At 61.9% G+C, this 20,449-nt stretch carries 31 protein-coding genes and 1 tRNA gene; 22 read left to right on the top strand and 10 right to left on the bottom strand.

Annotation, left to right across the window (positions count from 1 at the left end; all coding sequences use genetic code 11):
- The first annotated feature begins 13 nt into the window (after window positions 1–13).
- On the top strand, window positions 14–904 hold the full coding sequence (locus G7007_RS16765; RefSeq protein ID WP_181103410.1) for a DNA adenine methylase: 891 nt from the start codon (window positions 14–16) through the stop codon (window positions 902–904).
- Between the two features lie 52 nt (window positions 905–956).
- Here the strand turns inward: G7007_RS16765 and G7007_RS16760 are convergent, their stop codons facing one another.
- Window positions 957–1,265: a DUF1654 domain-containing protein gene (locus tag G7007_RS16760; RefSeq protein WP_181103409.1), complete on the bottom strand. Its 309-nt coding sequence runs from the start codon at window positions 1,263–1,265 to the stop codon at window positions 957–959.
- A 481-nt stretch (window positions 1,266–1,746) separates the two neighbouring features.
- Here G7007_RS16760 and G7007_RS16755 point away from each other — a divergent pair, with 481 nt between their 5' ends.
- The 21 genes from G7007_RS16755 to G7007_RS16660 all read left to right on the top strand — a co-directional run bounded on the left by G7007_RS16755 (window position 1,747) and on the right by G7007_RS16660 (window position 12,849).
- A complete protein-coding gene (locus G7007_RS16755) occupies window positions 1,747–1,905 on the top strand; it encodes a hypothetical protein (protein ID WP_181103408.1) in 159 nt (52 codons plus the stop codon).
- Window positions 1,906–1,929: 24 nt separating this feature from the next.
- On the top strand, window positions 1,930–2,142 hold the full coding sequence (locus G7007_RS16750; RefSeq protein ID WP_181103407.1) for a hypothetical protein: 213 nt from the start codon (window positions 1,930–1,932) through the stop codon (window positions 2,140–2,142).
- A gap of 610 nt (window positions 2,143–2,752) precedes the next feature.
- Window positions 2,753–3,004: a hypothetical protein gene (locus G7007_RS16745; protein ID WP_181103406.1), complete on the top strand. Its 252-nt coding sequence runs from the start codon at window positions 2,753–2,755 to the stop codon at window positions 3,002–3,004.
- Complete coding sequence (locus G7007_RS16740) at window positions 3,001–3,240, top strand: hypothetical protein (protein WP_181103405.1); 240 nt, start codon at window positions 3,001–3,003, stop codon at window positions 3,238–3,240. Before G7007_RS16745 ends, G7007_RS16740 begins: the two co-directional genes overlap by 4 nt.
- On the top strand, window positions 3,237–3,410 hold the full coding sequence (locus G7007_RS16735; protein WP_181103404.1) for a hypothetical protein: 174 nt from the start codon (window positions 3,237–3,239) through the stop codon (window positions 3,408–3,410). Before G7007_RS16740 ends, G7007_RS16735 begins: the two co-directional genes overlap by 4 nt.
- An 8-nt stretch (window positions 3,411–3,418) precedes the next feature.
- Entirely contained in the window at window positions 3,419–3,565 is a 147-nt protein-coding gene (locus G7007_RS16730; protein WP_181103441.1) for a hypothetical protein, read from the top strand.
- A gap of 9 nt (window positions 3,566–3,574) precedes the next feature.
- Entirely contained in the window at window positions 3,575–4,435 is an 861-nt protein-coding gene (locus tag G7007_RS16725) for an ATP-binding protein (RefSeq protein WP_181103403.1), read from the top strand.
- Complete coding sequence (locus tag G7007_RS16720) at window positions 4,432–4,944, top strand: single-stranded DNA-binding protein (RefSeq protein ID WP_181103402.1); 513 nt, start codon at window positions 4,432–4,434, stop codon at window positions 4,942–4,944. Before G7007_RS16725 ends, G7007_RS16720 begins: the two co-directional genes overlap by 4 nt.
- Before the next feature lie 2 nt (window positions 4,945–4,946).
- Window positions 4,947–5,156, top strand: coding sequence for a hypothetical protein (locus G7007_RS16715; RefSeq protein ID WP_181103400.1), 210 nt, complete (start codon window positions 4,947–4,949; stop codon window positions 5,154–5,156).
- 41 nt (window positions 5,157–5,197) lie between these two features.
- Window positions 5,198–5,761, top strand: a complete 564-nt coding sequence (locus tag G7007_RS16710; protein ID WP_181103398.1) for a hypothetical protein — start codon at window positions 5,198–5,200, stop codon at window positions 5,759–5,761.
- 83 nt (window positions 5,762–5,844) lie between these two features.
- Window positions 5,845–6,795 carry a phosphoadenosine phosphosulfate reductase domain-containing protein gene (locus G7007_RS16705; protein ID WP_181103396.1) on the top strand — a complete coding sequence of 317 codons (951 nt, stop codon included), beginning with the start codon at window positions 5,845–5,847 and terminating at the stop codon, window positions 6,793–6,795.
- Window positions 6,796–6,799: 4 nt separating this feature from the next.
- Complete coding sequence (locus G7007_RS22245) at window positions 6,800–7,906, top strand: DNA cytosine methyltransferase (RefSeq protein WP_181103394.1); 1,107 nt, start codon at window positions 6,800–6,802, stop codon at window positions 7,904–7,906.
- Between the two features lie 21 nt (window positions 7,907–7,927).
- Window positions 7,928–8,335, top strand: a complete 408-nt coding sequence (locus tag G7007_RS22240; RefSeq protein WP_258198601.1) for a hypothetical protein — start codon at window positions 7,928–7,930, stop codon at window positions 8,333–8,335.
- Window positions 8,332–9,330: a hypothetical protein gene (locus tag G7007_RS16690; RefSeq protein ID WP_181103392.1), complete on the top strand. Its 999-nt coding sequence runs from the start codon at window positions 8,332–8,334 to the stop codon at window positions 9,328–9,330. Before G7007_RS22240 ends, G7007_RS16690 begins: the two co-directional genes overlap by 4 nt.
- A gap of 65 nt (window positions 9,331–9,395) precedes the next feature.
- A complete protein-coding gene (locus G7007_RS16685; RefSeq protein WP_181103390.1) occupies window positions 9,396–9,770 on the top strand; it encodes a hypothetical protein in 375 nt (124 codons plus the stop codon).
- Entirely contained in the window at window positions 9,767–10,018 is a 252-nt protein-coding gene (locus G7007_RS16680) for a hypothetical protein (RefSeq protein ID WP_181103388.1), read from the top strand. Before G7007_RS16685 ends, G7007_RS16680 begins: the two co-directional genes overlap by 4 nt.
- Window positions 10,015–10,380, top strand: a complete 366-nt coding sequence (locus G7007_RS16675; protein ID WP_181103386.1) for a hypothetical protein — start codon at window positions 10,015–10,017, stop codon at window positions 10,378–10,380. Before G7007_RS16680 ends, G7007_RS16675 begins: the two co-directional genes overlap by 4 nt.
- Complete coding sequence (locus G7007_RS16670) at window positions 10,377–10,562, top strand: hypothetical protein (RefSeq protein WP_181103385.1); 186 nt, start codon at window positions 10,377–10,379, stop codon at window positions 10,560–10,562. The genes G7007_RS16675 and G7007_RS16670 overlap by 4 nt, the downstream gene beginning before the upstream one ends.
- Window positions 10,563–10,617: 55 nt before the next feature.
- The gene (locus tag G7007_RS16665; protein ID WP_181103384.1) at window positions 10,618–11,361 is read left to right on the top strand and encodes a metallophosphoesterase; all 744 of its coding nucleotides are present in this window, start codon (window positions 10,618–10,620) and stop codon (window positions 11,359–11,361) included.
- A gap of 37 nt (window positions 11,362–11,398) precedes the next feature.
- Window positions 11,399–11,800: a hypothetical protein gene (locus G7007_RS22385; protein WP_308852305.1), complete on the top strand. Its 402-nt coding sequence runs from the start codon at window positions 11,399–11,401 to the stop codon at window positions 11,798–11,800.
- Window positions 11,686–12,849, top strand: coding sequence for a tyrosine-type recombinase/integrase (locus tag G7007_RS16660; RefSeq protein WP_308852306.1), 1,164 nt, complete (start codon window positions 11,686–11,688; stop codon window positions 12,847–12,849). The genes G7007_RS22385 and G7007_RS16660 overlap by 115 nt, the downstream gene beginning before the upstream one ends.
- Before the next feature lie 69 nt (window positions 12,850–12,918).
- Here G7007_RS16660 and G7007_RS16655 read toward each other — a convergent pair.
- The 9 genes from G7007_RS16655 to thrS form a co-directional block, all read right to left on the bottom strand.
- Window positions 12,919–12,995: transfer RNA gene (locus G7007_RS16655), tRNA-Pro, on the bottom strand.
- Between the two features lie 103 nt (window positions 12,996–13,098).
- Window positions 13,099–13,455, bottom strand: coding sequence for a MerR family transcriptional regulator (locus tag G7007_RS16650; protein ID WP_060393187.1), 357 nt, complete (start codon window positions 13,453–13,455; stop codon window positions 13,099–13,101).
- Window positions 13,436–13,738 carry an integration host factor subunit alpha gene (gene ihfA, locus G7007_RS16645; protein ID WP_009394049.1) on the bottom strand — a complete coding sequence of 101 codons (303 nt, stop codon included), beginning with the start codon at window positions 13,736–13,738 and terminating at the stop codon, window positions 13,436–13,438. Before ihfA ends, G7007_RS16650 begins: the two co-directional genes overlap by 20 nt.
- A 3-nt stretch (window positions 13,739–13,741) precedes the next feature.
- Entirely contained in the window at window positions 13,742–16,120 is a 2,379-nt protein-coding gene (gene pheT, locus G7007_RS16640) for a phenylalanine--tRNA ligase subunit beta (protein ID WP_181103382.1), read from the bottom strand.
- A 33-nt stretch (window positions 16,121–16,153) separates the two neighbouring features.
- Window positions 16,154–17,170, bottom strand: a complete 1,017-nt coding sequence (gene pheS, locus G7007_RS16635) for a phenylalanine--tRNA ligase subunit alpha (protein ID WP_060393185.1) — start codon at window positions 17,168–17,170, stop codon at window positions 16,154–16,156.
- Window positions 17,171–17,278: 108 nt separating this feature from the next.
- Window positions 17,279–17,635, bottom strand: a complete 357-nt coding sequence (gene rplT / locus G7007_RS16630) for a 50S ribosomal protein L20 (RefSeq protein WP_003250671.1) — start codon at window positions 17,633–17,635, stop codon at window positions 17,279–17,281.
- 28 nt (window positions 17,636–17,663) lie between these two features.
- Window positions 17,664–17,858 carry a 50S ribosomal protein L35 gene (gene rpmI / locus G7007_RS16625; RefSeq protein ID WP_008100408.1) on the bottom strand — a complete coding sequence of 65 codons (195 nt, stop codon included), beginning with the start codon at window positions 17,856–17,858 and terminating at the stop codon, window positions 17,664–17,666.
- A gap of 59 nt (window positions 17,859–17,917) precedes the next feature.
- Entirely contained in the window at window positions 17,918–18,469 is a 552-nt protein-coding gene (infC, locus tag G7007_RS16620; protein ID WP_181091294.1) for a translation initiation factor IF-3, read from the bottom strand.
- The gene (thrS, locus tag G7007_RS16615; RefSeq protein ID WP_181103381.1) at window positions 18,469–20,391 is read right to left on the bottom strand and encodes a threonine--tRNA ligase; all 1,923 of its coding nucleotides are present in this window, start codon (window positions 20,389–20,391) and stop codon (window positions 18,469–18,471) included. The genes infC and thrS overlap by 1 nt, the downstream gene beginning before the upstream one ends.
- Between the last annotated feature and the right edge of the window lie 58 nt (window positions 20,392–20,449).

Raw genomic sequence — 20,449 nt, 5'->3', positions numbered from 1 at the left:
AGGAAACGACCTGATGTACTCCAATAAGCTGTATAGCCCGCTACGCTACCCTGGCGGCAAGGCGCGTTTCGCGCCATTCCTCGCTGAGGTCATGCGTGCCAACAGCTTGGATGGCGGCCATTACCTGGAGCCTTTTGCAGGCGGGGCCGGGGTAGCTCTAGAGCTTCTCTTCGATGGGCACGCGACCCATGCCCATATCAATGATCTGGATCCAGCTGTGCATGCTTTTTGGTCCGCGGCGACCTCCGACCCTGAAGGCTTGCTACGCCTGCTGCACGACACACCCATCACCATGGACGAATGGCATCGCCTAAGGCAGGTGATGCTTGACCAAGACCCTGATCTGTCTGTCACTGACAGAGGGTTTGCGACCCTTTTTATCAATCGGACCAATCGCTCTGGCATTCTCAAAGGAGGCGTGATTGGAGGAAAGGCGCAAGCGGGAGCGTATAGGCTGGACGCTCGATTCAACAAAGATATGATCGCAGCGAGGCTTGAGCGCATCGGTCAGCATGCACATAGAATCACGGTGCATCAGGAAGATGCATATAGTCTTCTCAGCCGAGCATCAGAGCTTCTTCCTGACCGCTCGCTGATCTACCTAGATCCTCCGTACTATGTGAAGGGTCGCGACTTATACCGGAATTTCTACAAACACGATGACCATTTGCAGATCGCTCAGTTGCTACAGTCGTCGGACTTCTTGAGACAGTGGGTGGTGTCGTACGACAGCGCTCCTGAGATTTGCGAGATGTACAGCGGTTCAGAAGCACTGAAATACGGCCTCCACTACACGGCCCAGGCCCGGTATGTCGGCGACGAGGTTATGTTCTTCAAAGACGCCCTCACTGTGCCGGATGCCAAAATGCCGAGAGCGAAGGCGAAGGCGAAGGCGGCCGCATGAAGCCCGTATATGTGCCACTGTAGGCCCGCTCCGGCGGGCCTTTTCATGCCTGTCAGAAGGGCGCCACCTCCTCCTCCGTCTCGAGGTTAGTCTCCGTCAGCCACCCCTCCACTTCCTGCTTCTCCCACCTCACAGTCACGCTGCCGTCATCGTTGAAGTTAAGGTCCAGCTCCGGCGTCTCTGCTAGCAAGACCATCACCTCCTCCCATTCCGCGTCACCATCGGTGTCCAGCCGGTGGATTGTCACCCAGCGCTGAAGCTGCGCGATCGGGTGATTGATCATCGACGACACCCGCAACCCCAAACGATCTAGGCCTGTCATCACCTGACGCTCCTGCGCCGACTTCTTTTGATTGGCCATGTCACCTCCTTTTTAGCTGTATATCCATCCAGTGTTCCGGGGAGCTTATATCACGACCCGTGAAACGTGAACCCATCCCGTAGGAAAAATTCTCAACACGCCCCACCAAAATAAATCACATTTCGTGTTGACATTAAAAACACGATACGTGATATTTGCTCCATCGCAATGCAGTCCCCCATGAGGGACCCGCGCTGAGAGAGGGCCTGAAGCGGCCCGCCCGCTCTTTAACAACCAGCGCAACAACCAACAGACCGCATTGCCTCTACCGGCGACCGGCGATCAGACAGCCCCGAAAGGCTGCCCACGACAGGGAGAACCCTGTACGGCTGATCGAGAGCGACAGGCTCGAACCGTTACGCCCAGTAGGCACGAACGACCCGGTACGCAATGCGCCCCGCCATCCCGGCGGTAATGGGACAGAACGATTCACTGAAGCACCTGGGCGACCGGGTGCTTTGGGAATCCACTGGAGATAGCTATGCGAACAGTGAAAGTGAAGTTCAAGCCAGACACCAAGGCGGGCCGCGAGATCTGCGACGCCATCAGCAAGGCCGATGGTAGCGAGCTGCTTCAGGCGGCCCTGCAAAACCATCTGCAATCCGCTATGCGCGAAGGCCTTCGGTGGCTGACCAGATAATCAACCGCCCAGGAGGGCAAGACGATGTCTCGAACATTCGAACAAGGCTGGGCGGCGCGACCGTTCGCCGAGCAGTTCCCGGAAATGAACGCCGACGATGCCAAGCGCCTCGACCACATCAACACGTCCATCACCACGCTGTATCTGGCTGGCCTGCTTACCGACAAGCAGGCGAATGAGATTCGAACCAAGAAATTTCCCAAGGTCGTCACCAAGGCGTTCTTGGGAAAGAGCTGATTCCCTGGCAGCCGGAAAGACGGCCCGATGCTCTGCTCCCCATCGCAGGGTGCATCGGGATGTGATCTGAATGCCCTGTAGCGTGGGCTATACCGTCGGACGGGTGACCCGCACCTGAAAAGCGCGATGCTGACCTCGGGTGAGTCAGCGCAAGCAGTGAGTTCGCTACCTGCCAGATCGCATCACCGATACACCCCGAAACACTGAGCTGATCAGTGAGGCTGCTCGCCCGAGCAGTCTACCCCTCTACCCTAATCCCGGCGGGTATCAGCAACGGGAAGCGCTCGATGTTGGTAGCTTCGAGCGTGGCATCCGCTGTCTTGCCAGCGGCCTTCAACCACCTGCCTGCAGTGAGCCAAAAGCAGGCCCGATGCTCCTTTAGCGGGGTGCATCGGTGGATCAATTGGTGAAGGACCACCCAGCCTCTCATGCCCCGGGCGAAGCTGGTCGAGCCATGAAGCCAGTTGCTCCACCGATACACCCCGCACCCCTTCCCTTCACATACGACCGCATTGGCAGGCGCCAGGCCCGCGCTCTCGGCTGCGCGGGGGTTTGGTCACCCGCCCTGACGCCTGACCAATGCGGCCGGATCAACGCCCTGGAGGCGACCATGCAGCGAGAGAGCGAGCTTTATGCAGACAGCCCTCAAGCGCGCGACACCGATCGGCGCGCCCGCCAGAGCGAAACCCCATCCCTACCTCGCCTGAGCGAGAAGGAAATCCAAGCGCTGATTGAGCAGCGCACTGAAGCCATGCGCATACAGCGCGAGCAGCAAGCCATCAGGAGCCGCAAGAAGATCGCCGCGGCCATGGACAAGATGGAAATCATGTTCGGTTTGATCGCCGCCCGGAGGCAACAATGAACCAGCTACCGACCCAGCAAGAGCTCGACCACCAGACCGCTATCACCTGGATCACCACTGAATTGCAGATCTTCGCGCAGAACGTTGGCCAGCGTAACGCGGCATCTGCCGTCTTGTCGGTCCTGAATCTCGCGACCGTACTGCGCCTGGTCAGCCTCGACGAGAAGCAGGCCTTCGCGGAGGAGATCAACCGCATCACCGAGGCCCACTTCCACAGCCTGAGGGTGGTCGCATGATCGGTCCGGACGTCGCCACGCTCGAGCGCCAAATCGAGCAGATCGAACGCAGCCTGGCCATCATCGGCATAAGCCTGCCGCTTCCGCGCGAACTGCCAGTGCAGAAGCTGCAGCCTGAGGTTGCTGCCGCCCTCAAGGCAGGCCACATCGCCGTCCGTCCCGCCCCCTGAGGTAACCCATGAACACCACGCCACGCATGGCCGCCCAGCTCGACTGGATAGCGGCAGGCGCCTTCTCGCCTGAGCGTTTTTCGGGCGAGCAGCGCAAAGAGTACGAAGACGAAGCCGCGCGCATCGAGCGGCAGTGGGACAACCAACCGAACTGAGGAAACCCCATGTTCAAGAAAGCCGAACGTAAGCAGGCAAGGCTACGGCTCGCACTTACCGGCCCATCTGGATCAGGCAAGACCTACTCCGCCCTTCTCCTCGCCATGGGCCTGGGCGGCTCCATCGCGGTCATTGATACCGAGCACGAAAGCGCCTCGCTGTACGCCGACCTGACCGACTTCGACGTGATGGGCCTGGCTCCGCCCTACTCACCTGAACGTTACATCGAGGCCATCAAGGCCGCCGAGGACGCCGGTTATTCGACGCTCATCATCGACAGCTACTCGCACGAGTGGATTGGATCTGGTGGGTGCCTGGAGATCAACGACACGATTGCCAAGCAGCGCTACAAGGGGAACACCTGGTCGGCCTGGAATGAAACCACGCCCCGTCATCGCAAGCTCGTCGACACCATCCTGACCAGCCCTCTGCACATCATCTGCACGATGCGCAGCAAGACGGAGACGGTCCAGGGTGAGGGTAAAAAAATCCTCAAGCTGGGCATGAAATCAGAGCAGCGCGACGGCTCGGACTATGAGTTCACTGTCGTTCTCGACCTGGTGCACGACGGCAACGTCGCGGTGGCTACCAAGGACCGCACGCGTCTTTTCGAGCAGCCGGAGGTGGTCAGCGTCGAAACCGGCCGACGCCTTCTGGCCTGGCTGAACGACGGCAAGGCCCAGGGCGACCTGCAGACCACTGCATTGAAGGATGCGCTCTCCAAGATTCCGGTAACCGAGACGATGCAGGAACTGCAAAGCGTGTACTCGGCGGCCTACCGAATCCTCGAGCAATCACCAGACCACCTGGCGCAGCTCAATGCGGCCAAAGACCAACGCAAAGCAGAACTCACGGAGAAAGCAGCATGAGAGGCGTAAACAAAGTCATCCTGGTCGGCACCTGCGGCCAGGATCCCGACGTCCGCTACCTGCCGAACGGCAACGCGGTCACCAGCCTTAGCCTGGCCACCAGCGAGCAGTGGACCGACAAGCAGTCCGGCCAGAAGGTCGAGCGCACCGAGTGGCATCGTGTCTCGCTGTTCGGGCGCCTGGCCGAGATCGCCGGCGAGTACCTGCGCAAGGGCTCTCAGGTGTACGTCGAGGGCAAGCTGCAGACCCGCGAGTGGGAGAAGGATGGGATCAAGCGCTACACCACCGAGATCATCGTAGACATGCAGGGCCGGATGCAGCTGCTCGGTGGTCGCCAGGACGACCAGGGCAGCGGTCAGCAGCAGGGTCGTCAACAGCAGGCGCGTCAGCAACAACGACCCCAGCAGCATCAGCGTCAGCAGCACCAGCAGGGTATGGACGGCCCGGACAGCCCGAACTTCGACGATGACATCCCCTTCAAGCCGCTCCATCACCTCTCAGGTGCATAGCCATGAAGAAGCGAGCCCCACGCCTCGAACACCCCACCGCCTACTACCAGGGCCGCGCTGACCGCCAAGCGGGCCGGTGCCGCCTCTCCCAGCCCTACGGCCACCTCACTGTCGATTGCGGCTGGTGGCTCGCTGGCTGGAACGACAAAGACATGGAGATCCTGCTTGAACAGGAAGATACACCGCGCCCTGCAATTGCACAGGCGGCGTGACCAATTCACCTTGCCGCCCAGCGGCTTGAAGGAGGCGCCGTATGGCGATGTCAGCCCAAGACCGGGAGGAACGGCGCAAGGCAAAGTCAGCTCGGCTCATGGAGTACGACCTTCGCCTAAAGCTGCACCTGCGCAACGTCGAGCAGCTCAAGGAGCTGATGAGCTGGGCCAGCATTGAAGAGAGCGGCGAGGCTTTGACGCTGCTGATCTACAACGCCAGGCGCCTGGGGCGTGACCGATTTCACTGGTTCATGGGCGGTGCCCAGTTGCAGATCGAGGATGCAGGGCTGGCCAAGTCCAGCCGCAGAGAGGTACGCATGCGCGCCAGGCCTGGGACGCTCAGCGAGCTTGACGAAATGGGCGAATGGCTTGGCCCGGCTGACCGCAGCCTTACGGTCAGGATGCTGATCGAGAAAACCCATGCTCTGGGTTCATTCCAGGCCTTCGCTCTGCTGAAACTACCCCCGCGCCACACATACGAGATCAGCAGTTCTGTGGCGCGCAAGCTTGAAATGTTCTGCGCCAGGCGGGCGTTGCGCGCCCCTGCACTGCCCTCTGACGAAGATCCAGACGACACCGGCCTGTTGCTGCTCGGCAACGGCTGAACCCGCGCTGCCCTCCAGCGCCTTCCCCTATTCAACGATAACGTCTGCCCGGCGAGGGCGGCGCCTGCACGCATGGAGCCACCATGGCCGAACACAACATCGTCAGCATGAGCGGCGGAAAGGACAGCACAGCCACGCTGCTGGTGGCCCGCGAGCTGGAGGTGCCGAACCTCAGCGCCGTCTTCGCCGATACCGGGCACGAACACCCGGCCACCTATGACTACGTGCACTACCTGGCCGAAGCCACAGGCGTGCCGATTCGCTGGGTCAAGGCGGACTTCGCCAGGCAGATCGCTGGCAAGCGCAAGTTCATCGAAACGAAGTGGCGGGAGAAAGGAGTGGCGGAAGCCGTCGTGGTCGGCGCGCTGGAGGTGCTGCATCCCACAGGCAACCCCTTCTTGGACATGTGCCTCTGGAAAGGCCGGTTCCCCAGCACCAAGGCGCGCTTCTGTACCGACGAGCTGAAGCGCAACCCCATCATCGAGCAGGTATTCATGCCGCTGATGGACGGCGACAGCATGCTGCTGTCCTGGCAAGGCGTCCGGGCCGATGAATCGCTGAGCCGCCGGTACCTGCCGGAATGCGATGAGGTTGGCGGCGGCCTGTTCAACTACCGTCCGATCCTCAAGTGGCCGGTTGCTGCTGTCTTCGAAGCCCACCGCGCCGCGGGCATCAAGCCGAACCCGCTGTACCTCCAAGGCTGCAACCGAGTCGGCTGCATGCCCTGCGTCAATTGCGCGAAGGACGAACTGCGCGAGATCGCCTCCAGGTGGCCGGAAGAGGTCGCCCGGGTCCGCGAGTGGGAGCGCCTGGTCAGCATCGCCAGCAAGCGTGGATCCGCGACCTTCTTCACCTCGACCAACGACCCGACCGTGCAGGCAGGCGACGACATTACAGCCGCCACTCACGGTATCGACCGCATGGTCGAGTGGGCCAACACATCCCGCGGCGGCCGCCAGTTCGACATGGTCAACCTGATCGTCCGCGCCGATAGCCAGCACCGCTGCTCCTCAGCCTACGGCCTCTGCGAGTAGAGCCATGCCTACCTACTACAACGAGATCGACCCATACGCCGCGCAGTGGCTCCGCAACCTCATTGCCGCAGGACACATCGCGCCAGGCGACGTTGACGAACGCTCGATCGAGGACGTACACCCCGATGACCTCAAGCCCTACACCCAATGCCACTTCTTCGCCGGCGTCGGCGTTTGGTCCTACGCCCTTCGCCGCGCCGGCTGGCCAGATGACCGACCTGTTTGGACCGGTTCCTGTCCGTGCCAACCTTTCAGCGCGGCAGGCGCGGGCGCTGGGTTTGATGACCAGCGGCACCTGTGGCCGCACTTCCATTGGCTCATCAGCGAGCGCCAGCCTGCAGTCGTCTTTGGAGAGCAGGTTGCAAGCAAGGACGCAGACCCTTGGCTCGACCTTGTACAGGCTGACGTGGAAGCCATGGCTTATGCCTTCGGGGCTGTCGCGTTCCCGTCTGCGGGCGTCGGTGCTCCGCACATCCGAGATCGCACGTACTGGGTGGCCCACGCCCACGGCAGCACTGGCAGAAAAAGGGGTGCGCACCTTCGAGGGCGGCCTCATGGAGGCGATGCGCAACCATGGTCCGGACCTGGCGGCAGCGGCCTGCCTGGTGGGATGGCCGACTCCCACGGCCAACGCAAAGGACCAGGTCGAGACACGTCGAGGATTGCAGACGCTCGGCGGCTCAGCGCTGCTGTCGGGTTGGCCGAGCCCAACGGCCTGCGATTCGAACAGAAAACCATCGCAAAGCTTCACCACGCCGAACATAACGTTGAACCATGCGGCGGTGCTGAGCGGATGGCCGACACCGAACACATGCAACGATCGCCAGCCCAGGCCGCAGGACTCGCTGAGCTGGTATCGCCAAGACGGAACGAAGATTCAGGAGCGCCTGCAAGACACGGCTTCAATTTGCGGCCCGGCCCGGTTAACGGCCTGTGGTCAGATGCTGACTGGCTCTTCTGCAGGGATGGAAAGTGGAGGCCAGTTGAGCCCGGAACATCCCCGTTGGCTCATGGGGCTGCCAGCCGAGTGGGACGCCTGCGCGCCTACGGAAACGCCATCAATGCTGAAGCGGCGGCGCACTTCATAGCCGCCTATCTCGAAACCCTATGACACCCCAGGCGAGGTATCCCCATGCCCACACAAAACCACCCCAACGACCTACGCGACCTGTATATCAAGCTCAATCCAAACGGATGGTGCGACGAAGACCTGGAGAAGGACAGCCTCGGCTTCGTAGATCCGCACACCTCCCAGGACTTCAACGCTTTCCGCGCCGGGCACCAGGCCGGGCAGGAAGACAACGAACGCCTCACCGCCGAGCGTAACGCCCTCCAGCAGCGGCTGAATGCGGTTGAGGAAGAGAACGATCGGTTGCGGTCGGCGCTGAAGTTCTACGCCGACGGCGAGCACTACCATGTCGAAAGTGGCAGATGGGACACAGTGAGCGGTGAGCCACTGAACATGCTGTGGCATGACGAAGAACCCGAGTTCATTGAGGACGGGACTGTGGCTCGCACTGCCCTGGAGAACCGCTCATGAGCAACGCAGAGAAGATGGTGGGCGAAGACCTTATCCGCGCAATCCTTGGCAATGCGGCTCAAGGGTATTTCAGCAAGGATCATGGCGATCAGTTGCGAGCAATTCTGGACCAGCCAGCCCAGCAGGGGCAACGCAACCCGATACCGTTGCCTGAGGGCTACATGCTGGCAGAGCGCAGCATCTGGACCGAGCGGCAGGTCGAGGCCGCTACAGCATGCATCACTCGCCTTAAGGGCGTCCCCGGCATGCGCGACCGCGACTTGGCGATGGCTGCCATAGATGCCGCCCAGTGCAAGGCGCCCGAGGTCACGCTTGCCGATCTGCTGCCAGCCCAGCAGGGCCAGGGCGAGCCGGTGGGCTACCAGATCCGCAGCAAGACCGATCGACCCGGGTCACAGTGGAAGCCGTGGCGGGAGTGCTGCGACACCGAGCGGGCTTTGCACGGCCATGAGGTAGGCCGCTTCAATCAGTTCGGGATCATGCGAGAGATTCGGCCGGTCTTCGCCAGCGCTGCCGATCCTGCCGAGGTTGGGCGGCTGCGCGCCAACGCGGGCCAGCACAAGCTGGCGATGGATGCCGCGAGCGGTGAGGTGGAGGCCCTGCGCGCCCAGCTGGCCCAGGCGCATGCGCTGCTGGCTCGAATCCTCGGCAAGCGCGATCCCTGCCCGGCTAGGTACTGGTTCGAAGAAATCGAAAAGGTCCTATCCGCCAGCGCAGAGCCGAGCACGCCGGTTGAGATCAACGAGACTGTGTGCAAAGGCGCCTGGGAGCTGGGCACTGCGTGCGGCAAGTGCAGCCGCTGTAAGGCTGGCGCCGCCTTGGAGCCAGTGAAGCTTGATTTGATCCAGCGGCTACGCGGCGTCGGCACAAACCAGCTGAACCACATTGCGAATGGGTTATGCCCCGATCAGATCGAGGGTTACGACTCCCGGGATGAAAGCTGCCCAGCGTGCAAAGTCCTTATGCAGGCTGATGCGTTGATCGGCAAACAGTAACCCCGCCCCGCTGCAACCCCTCTCCCCTCTATTCACTGCCGCGATGTGGCGGCAAAGGAGTGCCTGTGTCTGAAGTAGACGAACGCGACCTCGAATTGCTCAAGCTGGCCGCCAAGGCCGCACGCCTTGAGATCGAGCCATGCACCTGCCGCGATCCGAAGTGGCCTTTTCGCCTGAAGGGTCAATCGGGTGTACGTGCTCACTGGAACCCCTTGATCAACGATGGCGACGCACTGCGAGTGGCCGTATTGATGGGCCGGGGTGACCGCCTGGGCATCCAGATCCACATCGTAGAGCCGTTCGACGGCGACTCGGACCCGTACACCGTCGTGGATGCTGAGCGCTTTGGTGAGTTCGACATCTACCACGGCGACGACCCATTCCGGGCAACTCGCCGGGCGATCGTTGAGGCGGCCGCCGCGATTGGGAGCAGGCCATGACCCGCTTCGCCCTCTGCCTCCTGCTGCTGGCCACCGGTGCCAGCGCCAGCGAGAACGTCATCGACATTGAGCACGACAGCCACCGGGGCGTCACCTGCTACATCCTCAATCAGATGGCGATCAGCTGCATCCCTGACAGCCAGCTGCAGGCCGGTACCGAGCACCAGCTATCCCCGCACGAACAACAACCCGAACCCATGCCCGCGCAGGCGCCCGGGCGCTGGGTCGACGTGAGGTATTACCTGTGAGCGAACACATTGAAGCTGCAGCCTGCGGCTATTCGGTCGGCGACTGGGAGTGCCGACCGGGCGGCTACCTTTTTGATGCAGGCGCTGGTGAAGGCTACGATCCGCAGGACTGCACGCACCTGTGCCCGCACTGCCGAACACAGGATTTTCTGGAGTCGGCCAAGGAAGAGGCCGAGTCTGTCTCCAGCTATGGCGGCACCGGCGGAAGCGGGACCGGATTGACCATTTGGATGTCGGCAGAGCGCCGAGCTCTCGAGGCCAACCGAATCGCCGCGATCGAAGCCATGGCCTCACTTGGCCAGGTGCAGGCCCTGGATGGCGACGAAGTCGTGCTGTGCAACACGCAACAGGTGACGCCATGATCGAGCAACTGACCCTCCATGAGCTCAAGGCCGTGCTGCAGGGCGTCAAGCCCAGCGATCTGCGCCCCGGTGAATCCACTGCCGACTACCTGCACCGCGGCATCCAGCGCCTGGTCACTGAGCGCGACGACGTGCGCAAGGACCGCGACGGCCTGCTCGAAGCCGGCGCCCACCTGCTGTAACCCACCCCTTCCTTTATTACCGAGGCCCGCCGATGTGTGCGGGCGAGGATCACCAATGCTCGAAAACATCGAGGTGGTGCGCATCAAGCGCTTCGCCAGGAACACGGCTGGCCGCGATTTTGCGGTCGGCGACATTCACGGGCACTTCACCAGGCTGCAGGCCGCGCTGGATGCGGCCGGCTTTGATCCGACGGTTGACAGGCTTTTCAGCGTCGGCGACCTGGTCGACAGGGGGCCGGAGTGCCGGGACGTGCTCGAGTGGCTGGCCAAGCCATGGTTCCACCCGGTGCGCGGCAACCATGACGACTACGTCTGCCGCTTCGATACCTGCGACGTCGACAACTGGGTCTACAACGGCGGCGCCTGGTTCGCCGGCCTGGCCTGGGATGAGCAGCGCGAGTTCGCGGCCGAGTTCCGTGGTCTGCCGATCGCCATCGAGGTCGAGACCGACAATGGCCTGGTTGGAATCGTGCACGCCGACTGCCCATTCCCGTCCTGGAGTGAGTTGCGCGCCAGGCTCGAGCAGCCGGACACCGCAAGGCAGCTCAAGCTGACGCAGAACACCTGCATGTGGTCGCGCAGCCGCATCGAATTGGGCGAGACCAATGGCGTCGCGGGCCTCCGAGCCCTGGTAGTCGGCCACACGCCACTGCACAAGCCGGCGACACTCGGCAACGTCATCCACATCGACACCATGGGCTGGCGGCCAGAGGACGGCGGCTATTTCACGCTGCTGGATCTGGCGACGCTTGAAACCCGCCCGGCATCACCTGAAAAGCTCAGCCACGACTGGGACTGACCACCAACCTGCCGCCGCCGGCGGCGCGGAGACCACCATGGCGAATGCCACAGCAGCAAAGCCATCCAGCATTCAGCCACGGTTCATCCGGTTCGGCGATGCACCCGGCTACCTCGGTATGTGCCGGGACGAGTTCAACAAGACGGTACGCCCGAACGTGCGCGAGTTTCCCATCGGAAAACAGGGCGTGGCTTTCGACCGCCAAGAGTTGGACGCATGGGCCGACGCCTATGTCGAGGCCAAGGCGATTGAAAAAGCAGGCTCACAGGACAACAATCGGCCCCGCAGCGAGCGCCGAGGAGAGAACACATGGCGCGAAAAACGATCACTGGCCTCTACGAGAAAGGGGGCATCTGGCAAATCGACAAGGTCTACAGGGGGGAGCGAATTCGAGAGAGCACTGGAACTGGTGACCGGGAAGAAGCAGAGCAGTACCTGATCCACAAGCTGGAGAAGTTGCGCCAGGAGAAGGTGTACGGGGTTCGGCAGATTCGGACATGGGAGCAGGCAGCTACGCGCTACCTGATCGAGTTCAAGGATCAGCCATCTATTCACCTGACCGCGCTCTGCCTGAAGCAGTTGCACCCGTACCTGGGTCACCTGCCTCTAACGCACATCGATGACCAGGCGCTCGAGCCATTCATCAAAGACCGGCAAACGCAGAAGGTGCTGCCGGACGGCTCCATCGAGAAGGCTGTGACGAACCGAACCATCAACATCGCCATCGAGCGCGCCGTCCGGGTTCTCACCCTGTGCGCGCGAAAGTGGCGCGACGATGATCGCCGGCCGTGGCTGGACAGTGTGCCCATGCTGAAAAAGCTCGAGGAGAAGAAGTCGAGCCGCAAGCCATACCCGATGTCATGGGAGGAGCAGTCGATTCTGTTCGGCGAGCTGCCTGGCCACCTGCAAACGATGGCTCTGTTCAAGGTGAACACGGGCTGCCGAGAGCAGGAGGTGTGCAAGCTGAGGTGGGATTGGGAGATTGCGGTACCGGAACTTGGGACCAGTGTTTTCCTGATCCCCGCTGATTTCGGCGGGAGGCACGCCCGGTCGGGCGTCAAGAATGGCGACGAGCGCTTGGTGGTGCTGAATGGCGTGGCCAAGTCGATCATCGAAAAGCAGCGCGGCATCAGCAAGGAATGGGTGTTTCCGTACAACGGCACGGCCATGCACAGGATGAATGACTCGGCTTGGAAGAAGGCGCGGGTGAGAGCGGCGAAACTCTGGCAGGAGGAAAACCTTCGCCCCGCTCACCCTGGGTATGCCTCGATCAGGATCCATGATCTCAAGCACACCTTCGGCCGCCGGTTGCGGGCAGCGGGTGTGACAGAAGAGGATCGCAAATCATTGCTTGGGCACAAGAACGGCAGCATCACCAGTCACTACTCCGGCGCTGAGCTGGGCAAACTGATTGAGGCTGCGAACATGGTATCAACAACAGACTCGCGTGGGCCTGTGCTGACGATCTTGAAGAGGAAAATCGGATGATGTCCCGAAAAACTCCCCACACGCAGAAATGAAAAAGCCACCCGAAGGTGGCTAAGTCATTGGGATTATTGGTCGGGACGGAGTGATTCGAACACTCGACCCCTTGCACCCCATGCAAGTGCGCTACCGGGCTGCGCTACGCCCCGACAAGTACAGCTGCTTCCAAAACCGCTGAAAGCGTTGAGAAATGTACCCTAACCATCTGATAAGTGAAAGCTTTTTTTCAAAAAACTTTCACGCCTCGGTGGATCACTTCTTCAAGACCCCCAGTACATCCTCCAATTCGACGATCATCTGCCGAATCATCTGCTTGTACTGGGAAGAATCTTCCTTGGCCTCATCACTGGACATGCGCAACCGCGCACCACCGATGGTAAAGCCCTGCTCGTACAACAAGGCACGGATCTGGCGGATCATCAGCACGTCCTGGCGCTGGTAATACCGCCGGTTGCCACGCCGCTTGACCGGGTTGAGCTGCGGGAACTCCTGCTCCCAGTACCGCAGTACATGGGGCTTGACCGCGCAAAGCTCGCTGACTTCACCGATGGTGAAGTAGCGTTTGCCGGGTATGGGCGGCAGCTCGTCGTTATGGCTTGGTTCCAGCATAGGCCTCAACCCGGGCCTTCAGCTTCTGCCCTGGACGAAAGGTGACGACTCGGCGAGCGGTGATCGGGATCTCTTCCCCTGTCTTGGGGTTGCGGCCCGGCCGCTGGCGTTTGTCACGAAGGTCGAAGTTGCCGAATCCGGACAGCTTGACCTGCTCGTTGTCTTCCAGCGCGTGCCGAATCTCTTCGAAGAAGAGTTCGACCAGCTCTTTGGCTTCGCGCTTGTTCAGACCCAGCTCTTCGTACAGCCTCTCAGCCATCTCAGCTTTCGTCAGAGCACCCATACGCTATTTCCTTAACGTGGTGTTCAACCCTTGTTCGAGCGAGGTGAGGATCGTCTGCAAGGTGGCATTCACCTCATCGTCATTAAGAGTGCGCGATGGATGCTGCCAGGTCAAGCCGACCGCCAGGCTTTTTCGATCCGGATCAATGCCTTTGCCCTGATACACGTCGAACAGCCGCAAGTCGGTCAGCCACTCGCCTGCGTGCGCACGGATGGTGTCGAGCACGGCGCTGGCCGAGACGTCGCGGCCAGCGATCAAGGCCAGGTCGCGGCGCGTTTCGGGGAAGCGCGACAGTTCGCTGAACGCTGGCAGACGGCCTTCGGCCACTTCGCCCAGGATCAGTTCGAAGGCGAACACCGGACGCTCCAGACCCAGGGCCTTGGCCAGCTCCGGGTGCAGGGCACCGAGGTAGCCGACTTCCTGGCCGTCACGTTCGATACGGGCGGTCTGACCGGGGTGCAGCGCCGGGTGTTTGCCTGGCACGAACGCGAAGGCGTCCAGGGCACCGGCATGACCGAGCACGGCTTCGACGTCGGCCTTGACGTCGAAGAAGTCGACCGCATCACGTCCGTTGGCCCAGCCTTCGGGCAGACGGCTGCCGGTGACCACGCCTGCCAGCATGGGCTGCTGCTCGAGCGCACCCAACTGGCCGACGAAACGCAGCCCGCTCTCGAACAGGCGCACGCGGTCCTGCTGGCGGTTGAGGTTGTGCTGCACGGCCTTGACCAGACCTGGCCACAGCGAGGCGCGCATGGCGGCCATGTCGCTGGAGATGGGGTTGGCCAGCAGCAGGGGTTCGACACCTGGCGTGAACAGCTCGAACAGCTTCGGATCGATGAAGCTGTAGGTGATCGCTTCCTGGTAACCGCGTGCGACCAGCAGACGACGCAAGGTCGGCAGCTCGCTGCGCGCTTCACCACGCGGTTGCGGGGCCAGGCGCGCCTGCGGGTAACGCACGGGCAGGCGGTTGTAGCCGTACAGGCGTGCCAGCTCTTCGATCAGGTCCACTTCCAGGCTGATGTCGAAGCGGTGGCTTGGCACCTCGACGGTCCACTGCCCTGCCCCGCTCGCACGGGTCGTCAGGCCCAGGGCGTTGAGCAGCTGCTCGACCTGGTCGGCCGGCATCTGCATGCCGAGCATCTGGTCGATGCGCTCGGCGCGCAGGGTGATCGGGGCGACCGACGGCAGGTGCTGCTGGCTGACGCTTTCGATGATGGGGCCCGGCTCGCCGCCGACGATCTCCAGCACCAGGGCCGTCGCGCGCTCCATGGCCTCACGTGCCAGCTGCGAGTCGACGCCGCGCTCGAAGCGGTGCGATGCATCGGTGTGCAGGCCGTAGGAGCGGGCCTTGCCGGCGATGGCGATCGGGTCGAAGAAGGCGCTTTCCAGGAACAGGTCGCGGGTGCCGGCGCTGACGCCGCTGTGCTCGCCACCCATCACGCCGGCGATCGCCAGGGCGCGGGCATGGTCGGCGATGACCAGCGTGTCGGGACGCAGGCTGACTTCCTGGCCATCGAGCAGGACCAGCTTCTCGCCGGCCTCGGCCATGCGCACGCGGATGCCGCCGTTGATCTCGGCCAGGTCGAAGGCGTGCAGGGGTTGACCGAGTTCGAGCATCACGTAGTTGGTGATGTCCACGGCCGCATCGATGCTGCGCACGTCGCTACGGCGCAGGCGCTCGACCATCCACAGGGGCGTCGGGCGGGACAGGTCGACATTGCGAATCACCCGACCCAGGTAACGCGGGCAGGCGTGAGGCGCGAGCACCTCGACCGGACGAACCTCATCGTGCGCGACGGTAACCGCCGGCACGTCGATGCGGCTGACCGGCGCGCCGTACAGCGCGCCGACTTCGCGGGCCAGACCGGCCAGCGACTGGCAGTCGCCGCGGTTGGGGGTCAGGTCCACTTCGATGCTGGCGTCGTCGAGGTTCAGGTAGGCACGGATGTCCTTCCCCACCGGCGCGTCGGCCGCCAGCTCGAGCAGGCCATCGTTCTCTTCGCTGATCTGCAGTTCGGCCGCCGAGCACAGCATGCCGAAGGACTCGACGCCGCGCAGCTTGGCCTTCTTGATCTTGAAGTCGCCGGGCAGCTCGGCGCCGATCATGGCGAACGGGATCTTCAGGCCCGGGCGCACGTTGGGCGCGCCGCAGACGACCTGGAAGGTCTCGCTGCCGTTGCTGACCTGGCAGACGCGCAGTTTGTCGGCGTCCGGGTGTTGCTCGGTGGCCAGCACTTCGCCGACCACGATACCGCTGAACTGGCCCGCCGCCGGGGTCACGCTGTCGACCTCCAGACCGGCCATCGACAGACGAGCGACCAGCTCGTCACGGGAGACCTGCGGGTTGACCCAACCGCGCAGCCACTGTTCACTGAATTTCATGCTGTTCTCCTGGAATATGCGTCGGGTACGGGCCTAGCGGAATTGCGCGAGGAACCGCAGGTCGTTGTCGAAGAACAGACGCAGATCGTTGACGCCGTAACGCAGCATGGCCAGGCGCTCGGCCCCCATGCCGAAGGCGAAGCCCTGGTACTCTTCCGGATCGATGCCGGACATGCGCAGCACGTTCGGGTGCACCATGCCGCAGCCCATGACTTCCAGCCAGCCGGTCTGCTTGCAGACACGGCAGCCTTTGCCGGAACACATCACGCACTGGATGTCGACTTCGGCGGACGGCTCGGTGAAGGGGAAGAACGAAGGCCGGAAACGCACGGCCAGTTCCTTCTCGAAGAACACGCGCAGGAATTCTTCGATGGTGCCTTTGAGGTCGGCAAAATTGATGTCGCGATCAACCAGTAGGCCTTCGACCTGGTGGAACATCGGCGAATGGGTGATATCCGAGTCGCAGCGGTACACGCGGCCTGGGCAGACGATGCGGATCGGCGGCTGGCTGGACTCCATGGTCCGCACCTGCACCGGCGAGGTGTGCGTGCGCAACAGCATGTTCGCGTTGAAGTAGAAGGTATCGTGCATCGCCCGCGCCGGGTGGTGGCCGGGGATGTTGAGCGCTTCGAAGTTGTGGTAGTCGTCTTCGACCTCGGGGCCTTCAGCGATGCCGTAGCCGATGTGGGTGAAGAACTGTTCGATGCGCTCGAGGGTACGGGTGACCGGGTGCAGGCCACCGGTGGTCTGGCCACGGCCTGGCAAGGTCACATCAATGCACTCGGCGGCCAGGCGCGCACTCAGGGCGGCCTCTTCGAACGCGGCCTTGCGGGCGTTGAGCACGACGGTGACGCGTTCCTTGGCGTCGTTGATCAGCGCCCCGACCTTCGGTCGTTCGTCGGCCGGCAGGTTGCCCAGGGTCTTCATCACCTGGGTCAGTTCGCCTTTCTTGCCGAGGTAGTGAACCCGGATCTGCTCCAGGGCATTGATGTCTTCAGCGCGCTCCACGGCCTCCAGGGCTTGAGAGACCAGCGCATCCAGGTTTTCCATGTACAGACTCCAGATACGAAATAGGGGAAGAGCTTTACAGGCTCTTCCCCTATCGATGACGTTCAATACCCGACGCCGCGAGCGCCGCCGGGTGATTGTCGTGGGTACTTAAGCCAGAACGGCTTTAGCTTTCTCGACAATCGCAGCAAACGCCGCTTTTTCGTTCACTGCCAGATCGGCCAGAACCTTGCGGTCGATTTCGATCGACGCCTTTTTCAGGCCAGCAATCAGACGGCTGTAGGACAGACCGTTGGTGCGGGCACCGGCGTTGATACGAGCGATCCACAGTGCGCGGAACTGACGCTTCTTCTGACGACGGTCACGGTAGGCGTATTGACCCGCCTTGATGACAGCCTGCTTGGCAACGCGGAACACGCGCGAGCGTGCACCATAGTAGCCTTTAGCCAGTTTCAGGATTTTCTTGTGACGCTTACGAGCGATGACGCCACGCTTTACACGAGCCATGAGTAACTTCCTCTATCGTTGACCAGAATTAACGAACGCGCAGCATGCGCGCGACTTTCGCGACGTCGGACGGGTGCAGCAAGCTGCTACCACGCAATTGACGCTTACGCTTGGTCGACATTTTGGTCAGGATGTGGCTCTTGAAAGCGTGCTTGTGCTTGAAGCCGGAAGCGGTTTTCAAGAAACGCTTCGCTGCACCGCTTTTGGTTTTCATCTTTGGCATGTTCGGAACTCCGCATTGAGTGGATAAACATAACCGCAAGGCCTGCCGTGCCCTGGTGGTTATTTCTTTTTCTTGGGGGCGATGACCATCATCAGCTGGCGTCCTTCCATCTTAGGATGCTGCTCGACGGTGCCGTATTCCACGAGGTCACCTTCGACCCGCTTCAACAGCTCCATGCCCAGCTCCTGGTGGGCCATCTCACGACCACGGAATCTCAGAGAGATCTTGGCCTTGTCCCCTTCACTAAGGAAACGTACCAGGTTGCGTAGTTTTACCTGGTAATCCCCTTCCTCCGTCCCTGGACGAAACTTGATTTCTTTGATCTGGATCTGCTTCTGGTTTTTCTTGGCCTCGTTGGCCTGCTTCTTCTTCTCGAAGAGGTGCTTGCCGTAGTCCATGACCTTGCAGACAGGAGGTACGGCATCGGCAGAAATTTCTACCAGATCCAGCTTCGCTTCTTCAGCGATACGAAGCGCTTCATCGATCGAGACGATGCCAACCTGCTCGCCATCCGCGCCAATTAACCGAACCTCGCGTGCCGAGATATTCTCGTTGATCGGGGCCTTCGGGGCAGCTCGTTTATCGTTTCTCATATCACGCTTAATAGTCATTACTCCGATTCTTGGCGACCACGCCGGGAAACCGCATGCGCCAGGAGCTCGGTGAACTGGGTGACGGGCATGGAGCCCAGGTCCGCACCTTCACGAGTCCGCACAGCGACGGTTTGCGTTTCGACCTCGCGGTCCCCTATAACCAAAAGATACGGGACCCTGAGCAAGGTATGCTCGCGGATTTTAAAGCCGATCTTCTCATTTCTCAAGTCGCACTTGGCACGGAATCCGCTGGAATTCAGAGTTTTTTCCACGTCAAGGGCAAAATCGGCCTGTTTGTCGGTGATATTCATGATCACCGCCTGGGTCGGCGCCAGCCACGCGGGGAAGACACCGGCGTAATGCTCGATGAGCATGCCGATGAAGCGCTCGAACGAACCGAGGATGGCGCGGTGCAGCATCACCGGACGACGACGGTTGTTGTCCTCGGCGATGTAGCTGGCGTCCAGGCGCTCAGGCAGGTTCGGGTCGTACTGCAGCGTGCCGCACTGCCAGTTACGGCCCAGGCAGTCGCGCAGGGTGAACTCGATCTTCGGCCCGTAGAACGCGCCCTCGCCCGGCTGGTATTCCCACTCCAGGCCCGATTCGTTCAACGCATCGGCCAAAGCACCTTCGGCGCGATCCCACAGCTCTTCGGAACCCACACGCTTGGCGGGACGGGTCGAGAGCTTCATGGCGACGTCGGTGAACCCGAAGTCCTTGTAGACGTCGAGGGTCAGGCGGATGAAGTCGGCAGCCTCCTTCTTCACCTGATCTTCGGTGCAGAAGATGTGCGCGTCGTCCTGGGTGAAGCCGCGCACGCGCATGATGCCGTGCAGAGCGCCAGAGGGCTCGTTGCGGTGGCAGGCACCGAACTCGGCCAGGCGCAGCGGCAGGTCACGGTAGGACTTCAGGCCCTGGTTGAACACCTGCACGTGGCACGGGCAGTTCATCGGCTTGACGGCGAAGTCGCGGCTTTCCGACGAGGTGGTGAACATGTTCTCGGCGTAGTTGGACCAGTGGCCGGAACGCTCCCACAGCACGCGATCGACCACCTGCGGCGTCTTGATCTCGAGGTAGCCGTTGTCACGCTGGACCTGGCGCATGTACTGCTCGAGCACCTGGTACACCGTCCAGCCGGCCGGGTGCCAGAACACCATGCCTGGCGCCTCTTCCTGCAGGTGGAACAGGTCGAGCTGCTTGCCGATCTTGCGGTGGTCGCGCTTCTCGGCTTCCTCGATGCGCTGGATGTACGCGGCCAACTGCTTCTTGTCGGCCCAGGCGGTGCCATAGACACGCTGCAGCTGTTCGTTCTTGGCATCGCCACGCCAGTAGGCGCCGGACAGCTTGGTCAGCTTGAACGCCTTGAGGAAGCGCGTGTTCGGCACGTGCGGACCCCGGCACATGTCGACGTATTCTTCGTGGTAGTACAGGCCCATGGCCTGCTCGTCCGGCATGTCTTCGACCAGACGCAGCTTGTAGTCCTCGCCACGGCTGGCAAAGACGTCGATGACCTCGGCGCGCGGGGTCATCTTCTTGATCACGTCGTAGTCGGTGTCGATCAGCTGCCGCATGCGCGCTTCGATGGCCGCCAGGTCTTCGGGGGTGAAGGGGCGTTCGTAGGCGATGTCGTAGTAGAAGCCTTCATCGATCACCGGGCCGATGACCATCTTGGCCGTCGGGTACAGCTGCTTGACCGCATGACCGATCAGGTGGGCACAGGAGTGGCGGATGATGTCCAGCCCCTCCTGGTCCTTCGCCGTGATGATCTGCAGCGTGGCATCGTGGTCGATCAGGTCGCAGGCGTCGACCAGCTTGCCGTCGACCTTGCCGGCCAGGGTGGCCTTGGCCAGGCCTGCGCCGATGGATGCGGCGACGTCGGCAACGCTGACGGCCTGCTCGAAGGACCGCTGACTGCCATCGGGAAGAGTGATTACGGGCATGGCGCCTCCTCTCCTAGTGGTGACCCCTACCAAAGGTCACGTGGGTTGGGATGAGCCA

The organism is Pseudomonas entomophila, from assembly GCF_013523125.1.
GTDB classification, from domain to species: Bacteria; Pseudomonadota; Gammaproteobacteria; order Pseudomonadales; family Pseudomonadaceae; genus Aquipseudomonas; species Aquipseudomonas entomophila_B.
The sequence above is the reverse complement of the archived record's forward strand: the minus strand, read 5'-3'. Positions and strand labels throughout refer to the sequence as shown.

Coding starts and splice junctions, on each gene's coding strand:
- rpmI (WP_008100408.1), bottom strand. CDS start 17,858: ATGCCAAAGATGAAAACCAAAAGCGGTGCAGCGAAGCGTTTCTTGAAA.
- G7007_RS16705 (WP_181103396.1), top strand. CDS start 5,845: ATGGCCGAACACAACATCGTCAGCATGAGCGGCGGAAAGGACAGCACA.
- G7007_RS16765 (WP_181103410.1), top strand. CDS start 14: ATGTACTCCAATAAGCTGTATAGCCCGCTACGCTACCCTGGCGGCAAG.
- G7007_RS16755 (WP_181103408.1), top strand. CDS start 1,747: ATGCGAACAGTGAAAGTGAAGTTCAAGCCAGACACCAAGGCGGGCCGC.
- G7007_RS16735 (WP_181103404.1), top strand. CDS start 3,237: ATGATCGGTCCGGACGTCGCCACGCTCGAGCGCCAAATCGAGCAGATC.
- pheS (WP_060393185.1), bottom strand. CDS start 17,170: ATGGAAAACCTGGATGCGCTGGTCTCTCAAGCCCTGGAGGCCGTGGAG.
- ihfA (WP_009394049.1), bottom strand. CDS start 13,738: ATGGGTGCTCTGACGAAAGCTGAGATGGCTGAGAGGCTGTACGAAGAG.
- G7007_RS16745 (WP_181103406.1), top strand. CDS start 2,753: ATGCAGCGAGAGAGCGAGCTTTATGCAGACAGCCCTCAAGCGCGCGAC.
- G7007_RS22245 (WP_181103394.1), top strand. CDS start 6,800: ATGCCTACCTACTACAACGAGATCGACCCATACGCCGCGCAGTGGCTC.
- G7007_RS16680 (WP_181103388.1), top strand. CDS start 9,767: ATGACCCGCTTCGCCCTCTGCCTCCTGCTGCTGGCCACCGGTGCCAGC.
- G7007_RS16710 (WP_181103398.1), top strand. CDS start 5,198: ATGGCGATGTCAGCCCAAGACCGGGAGGAACGGCGCAAGGCAAAGTCA.
- G7007_RS16690 (WP_181103392.1), top strand. CDS start 8,332: ATGAGCAACGCAGAGAAGATGGTGGGCGAAGACCTTATCCGCGCAATC.
- G7007_RS16760 (WP_181103409.1), bottom strand. CDS start 1,265: ATGGCCAATCAAAAGAAGTCGGCGCAGGAGCGTCAGGTGATGACAGGC.
- infC (WP_181091294.1), bottom strand. CDS start 18,469: ATGACTATTAAGCGTGATATGAGAAACGATAAACGAGCTGCCCCGAAG.
- G7007_RS16720 (WP_181103402.1), top strand. CDS start 4,432: ATGAGAGGCGTAAACAAAGTCATCCTGGTCGGCACCTGCGGCCAGGAT.
- G7007_RS22385 (WP_308852305.1), top strand. CDS start 11,399: ATGGCGAATGCCACAGCAGCAAAGCCATCCAGCATTCAGCCACGGTTC.
- G7007_RS16650 (WP_060393187.1), bottom strand. CDS start 13,455: ATGCTGGAACCAAGCCATAACGACGAGCTGCCGCCCATACCCGGCAAA.
- G7007_RS16740 (WP_181103405.1), top strand. CDS start 3,001: ATGAACCAGCTACCGACCCAGCAAGAGCTCGACCACCAGACCGCTATC.
- G7007_RS16725 (WP_181103403.1), top strand. CDS start 3,575: ATGTTCAAGAAAGCCGAACGTAAGCAGGCAAGGCTACGGCTCGCACTT.
- G7007_RS16670 (WP_181103385.1), top strand. CDS start 10,377: ATGATCGAGCAACTGACCCTCCATGAGCTCAAGGCCGTGCTGCAGGGC.
- G7007_RS22240 (WP_258198601.1), top strand. CDS start 7,928: ATGCCCACACAAAACCACCCCAACGACCTACGCGACCTGTATATCAAG.
- G7007_RS16750 (WP_181103407.1), top strand. CDS start 1,930: ATGTCTCGAACATTCGAACAAGGCTGGGCGGCGCGACCGTTCGCCGAG.
- G7007_RS16715 (WP_181103400.1), top strand. CDS start 4,947: ATGAAGAAGCGAGCCCCACGCCTCGAACACCCCACCGCCTACTACCAG.
- thrS (WP_181103381.1), bottom strand. CDS start 20,391: ATGCCCGTAATCACTCTTCCCGATGGCAGTCAGCGGTCCTTCGAGCAG.
- pheT (WP_181103382.1), bottom strand. CDS start 16,120: ATGAAATTCAGTGAACAGTGGCTGCGCGGTTGGGTCAACCCGCAGGTC.
- G7007_RS16665 (WP_181103384.1), top strand. CDS start 10,618: ATGCTCGAAAACATCGAGGTGGTGCGCATCAAGCGCTTCGCCAGGAAC.
- rplT (WP_003250671.1), bottom strand. CDS start 17,635: ATGGCTCGTGTAAAGCGTGGCGTCATCGCTCGTAAGCGTCACAAGAAA.
- G7007_RS16730 (WP_181103441.1), top strand. CDS start 3,419: ATGAACACCACGCCACGCATGGCCGCCCAGCTCGACTGGATAGCGGCA.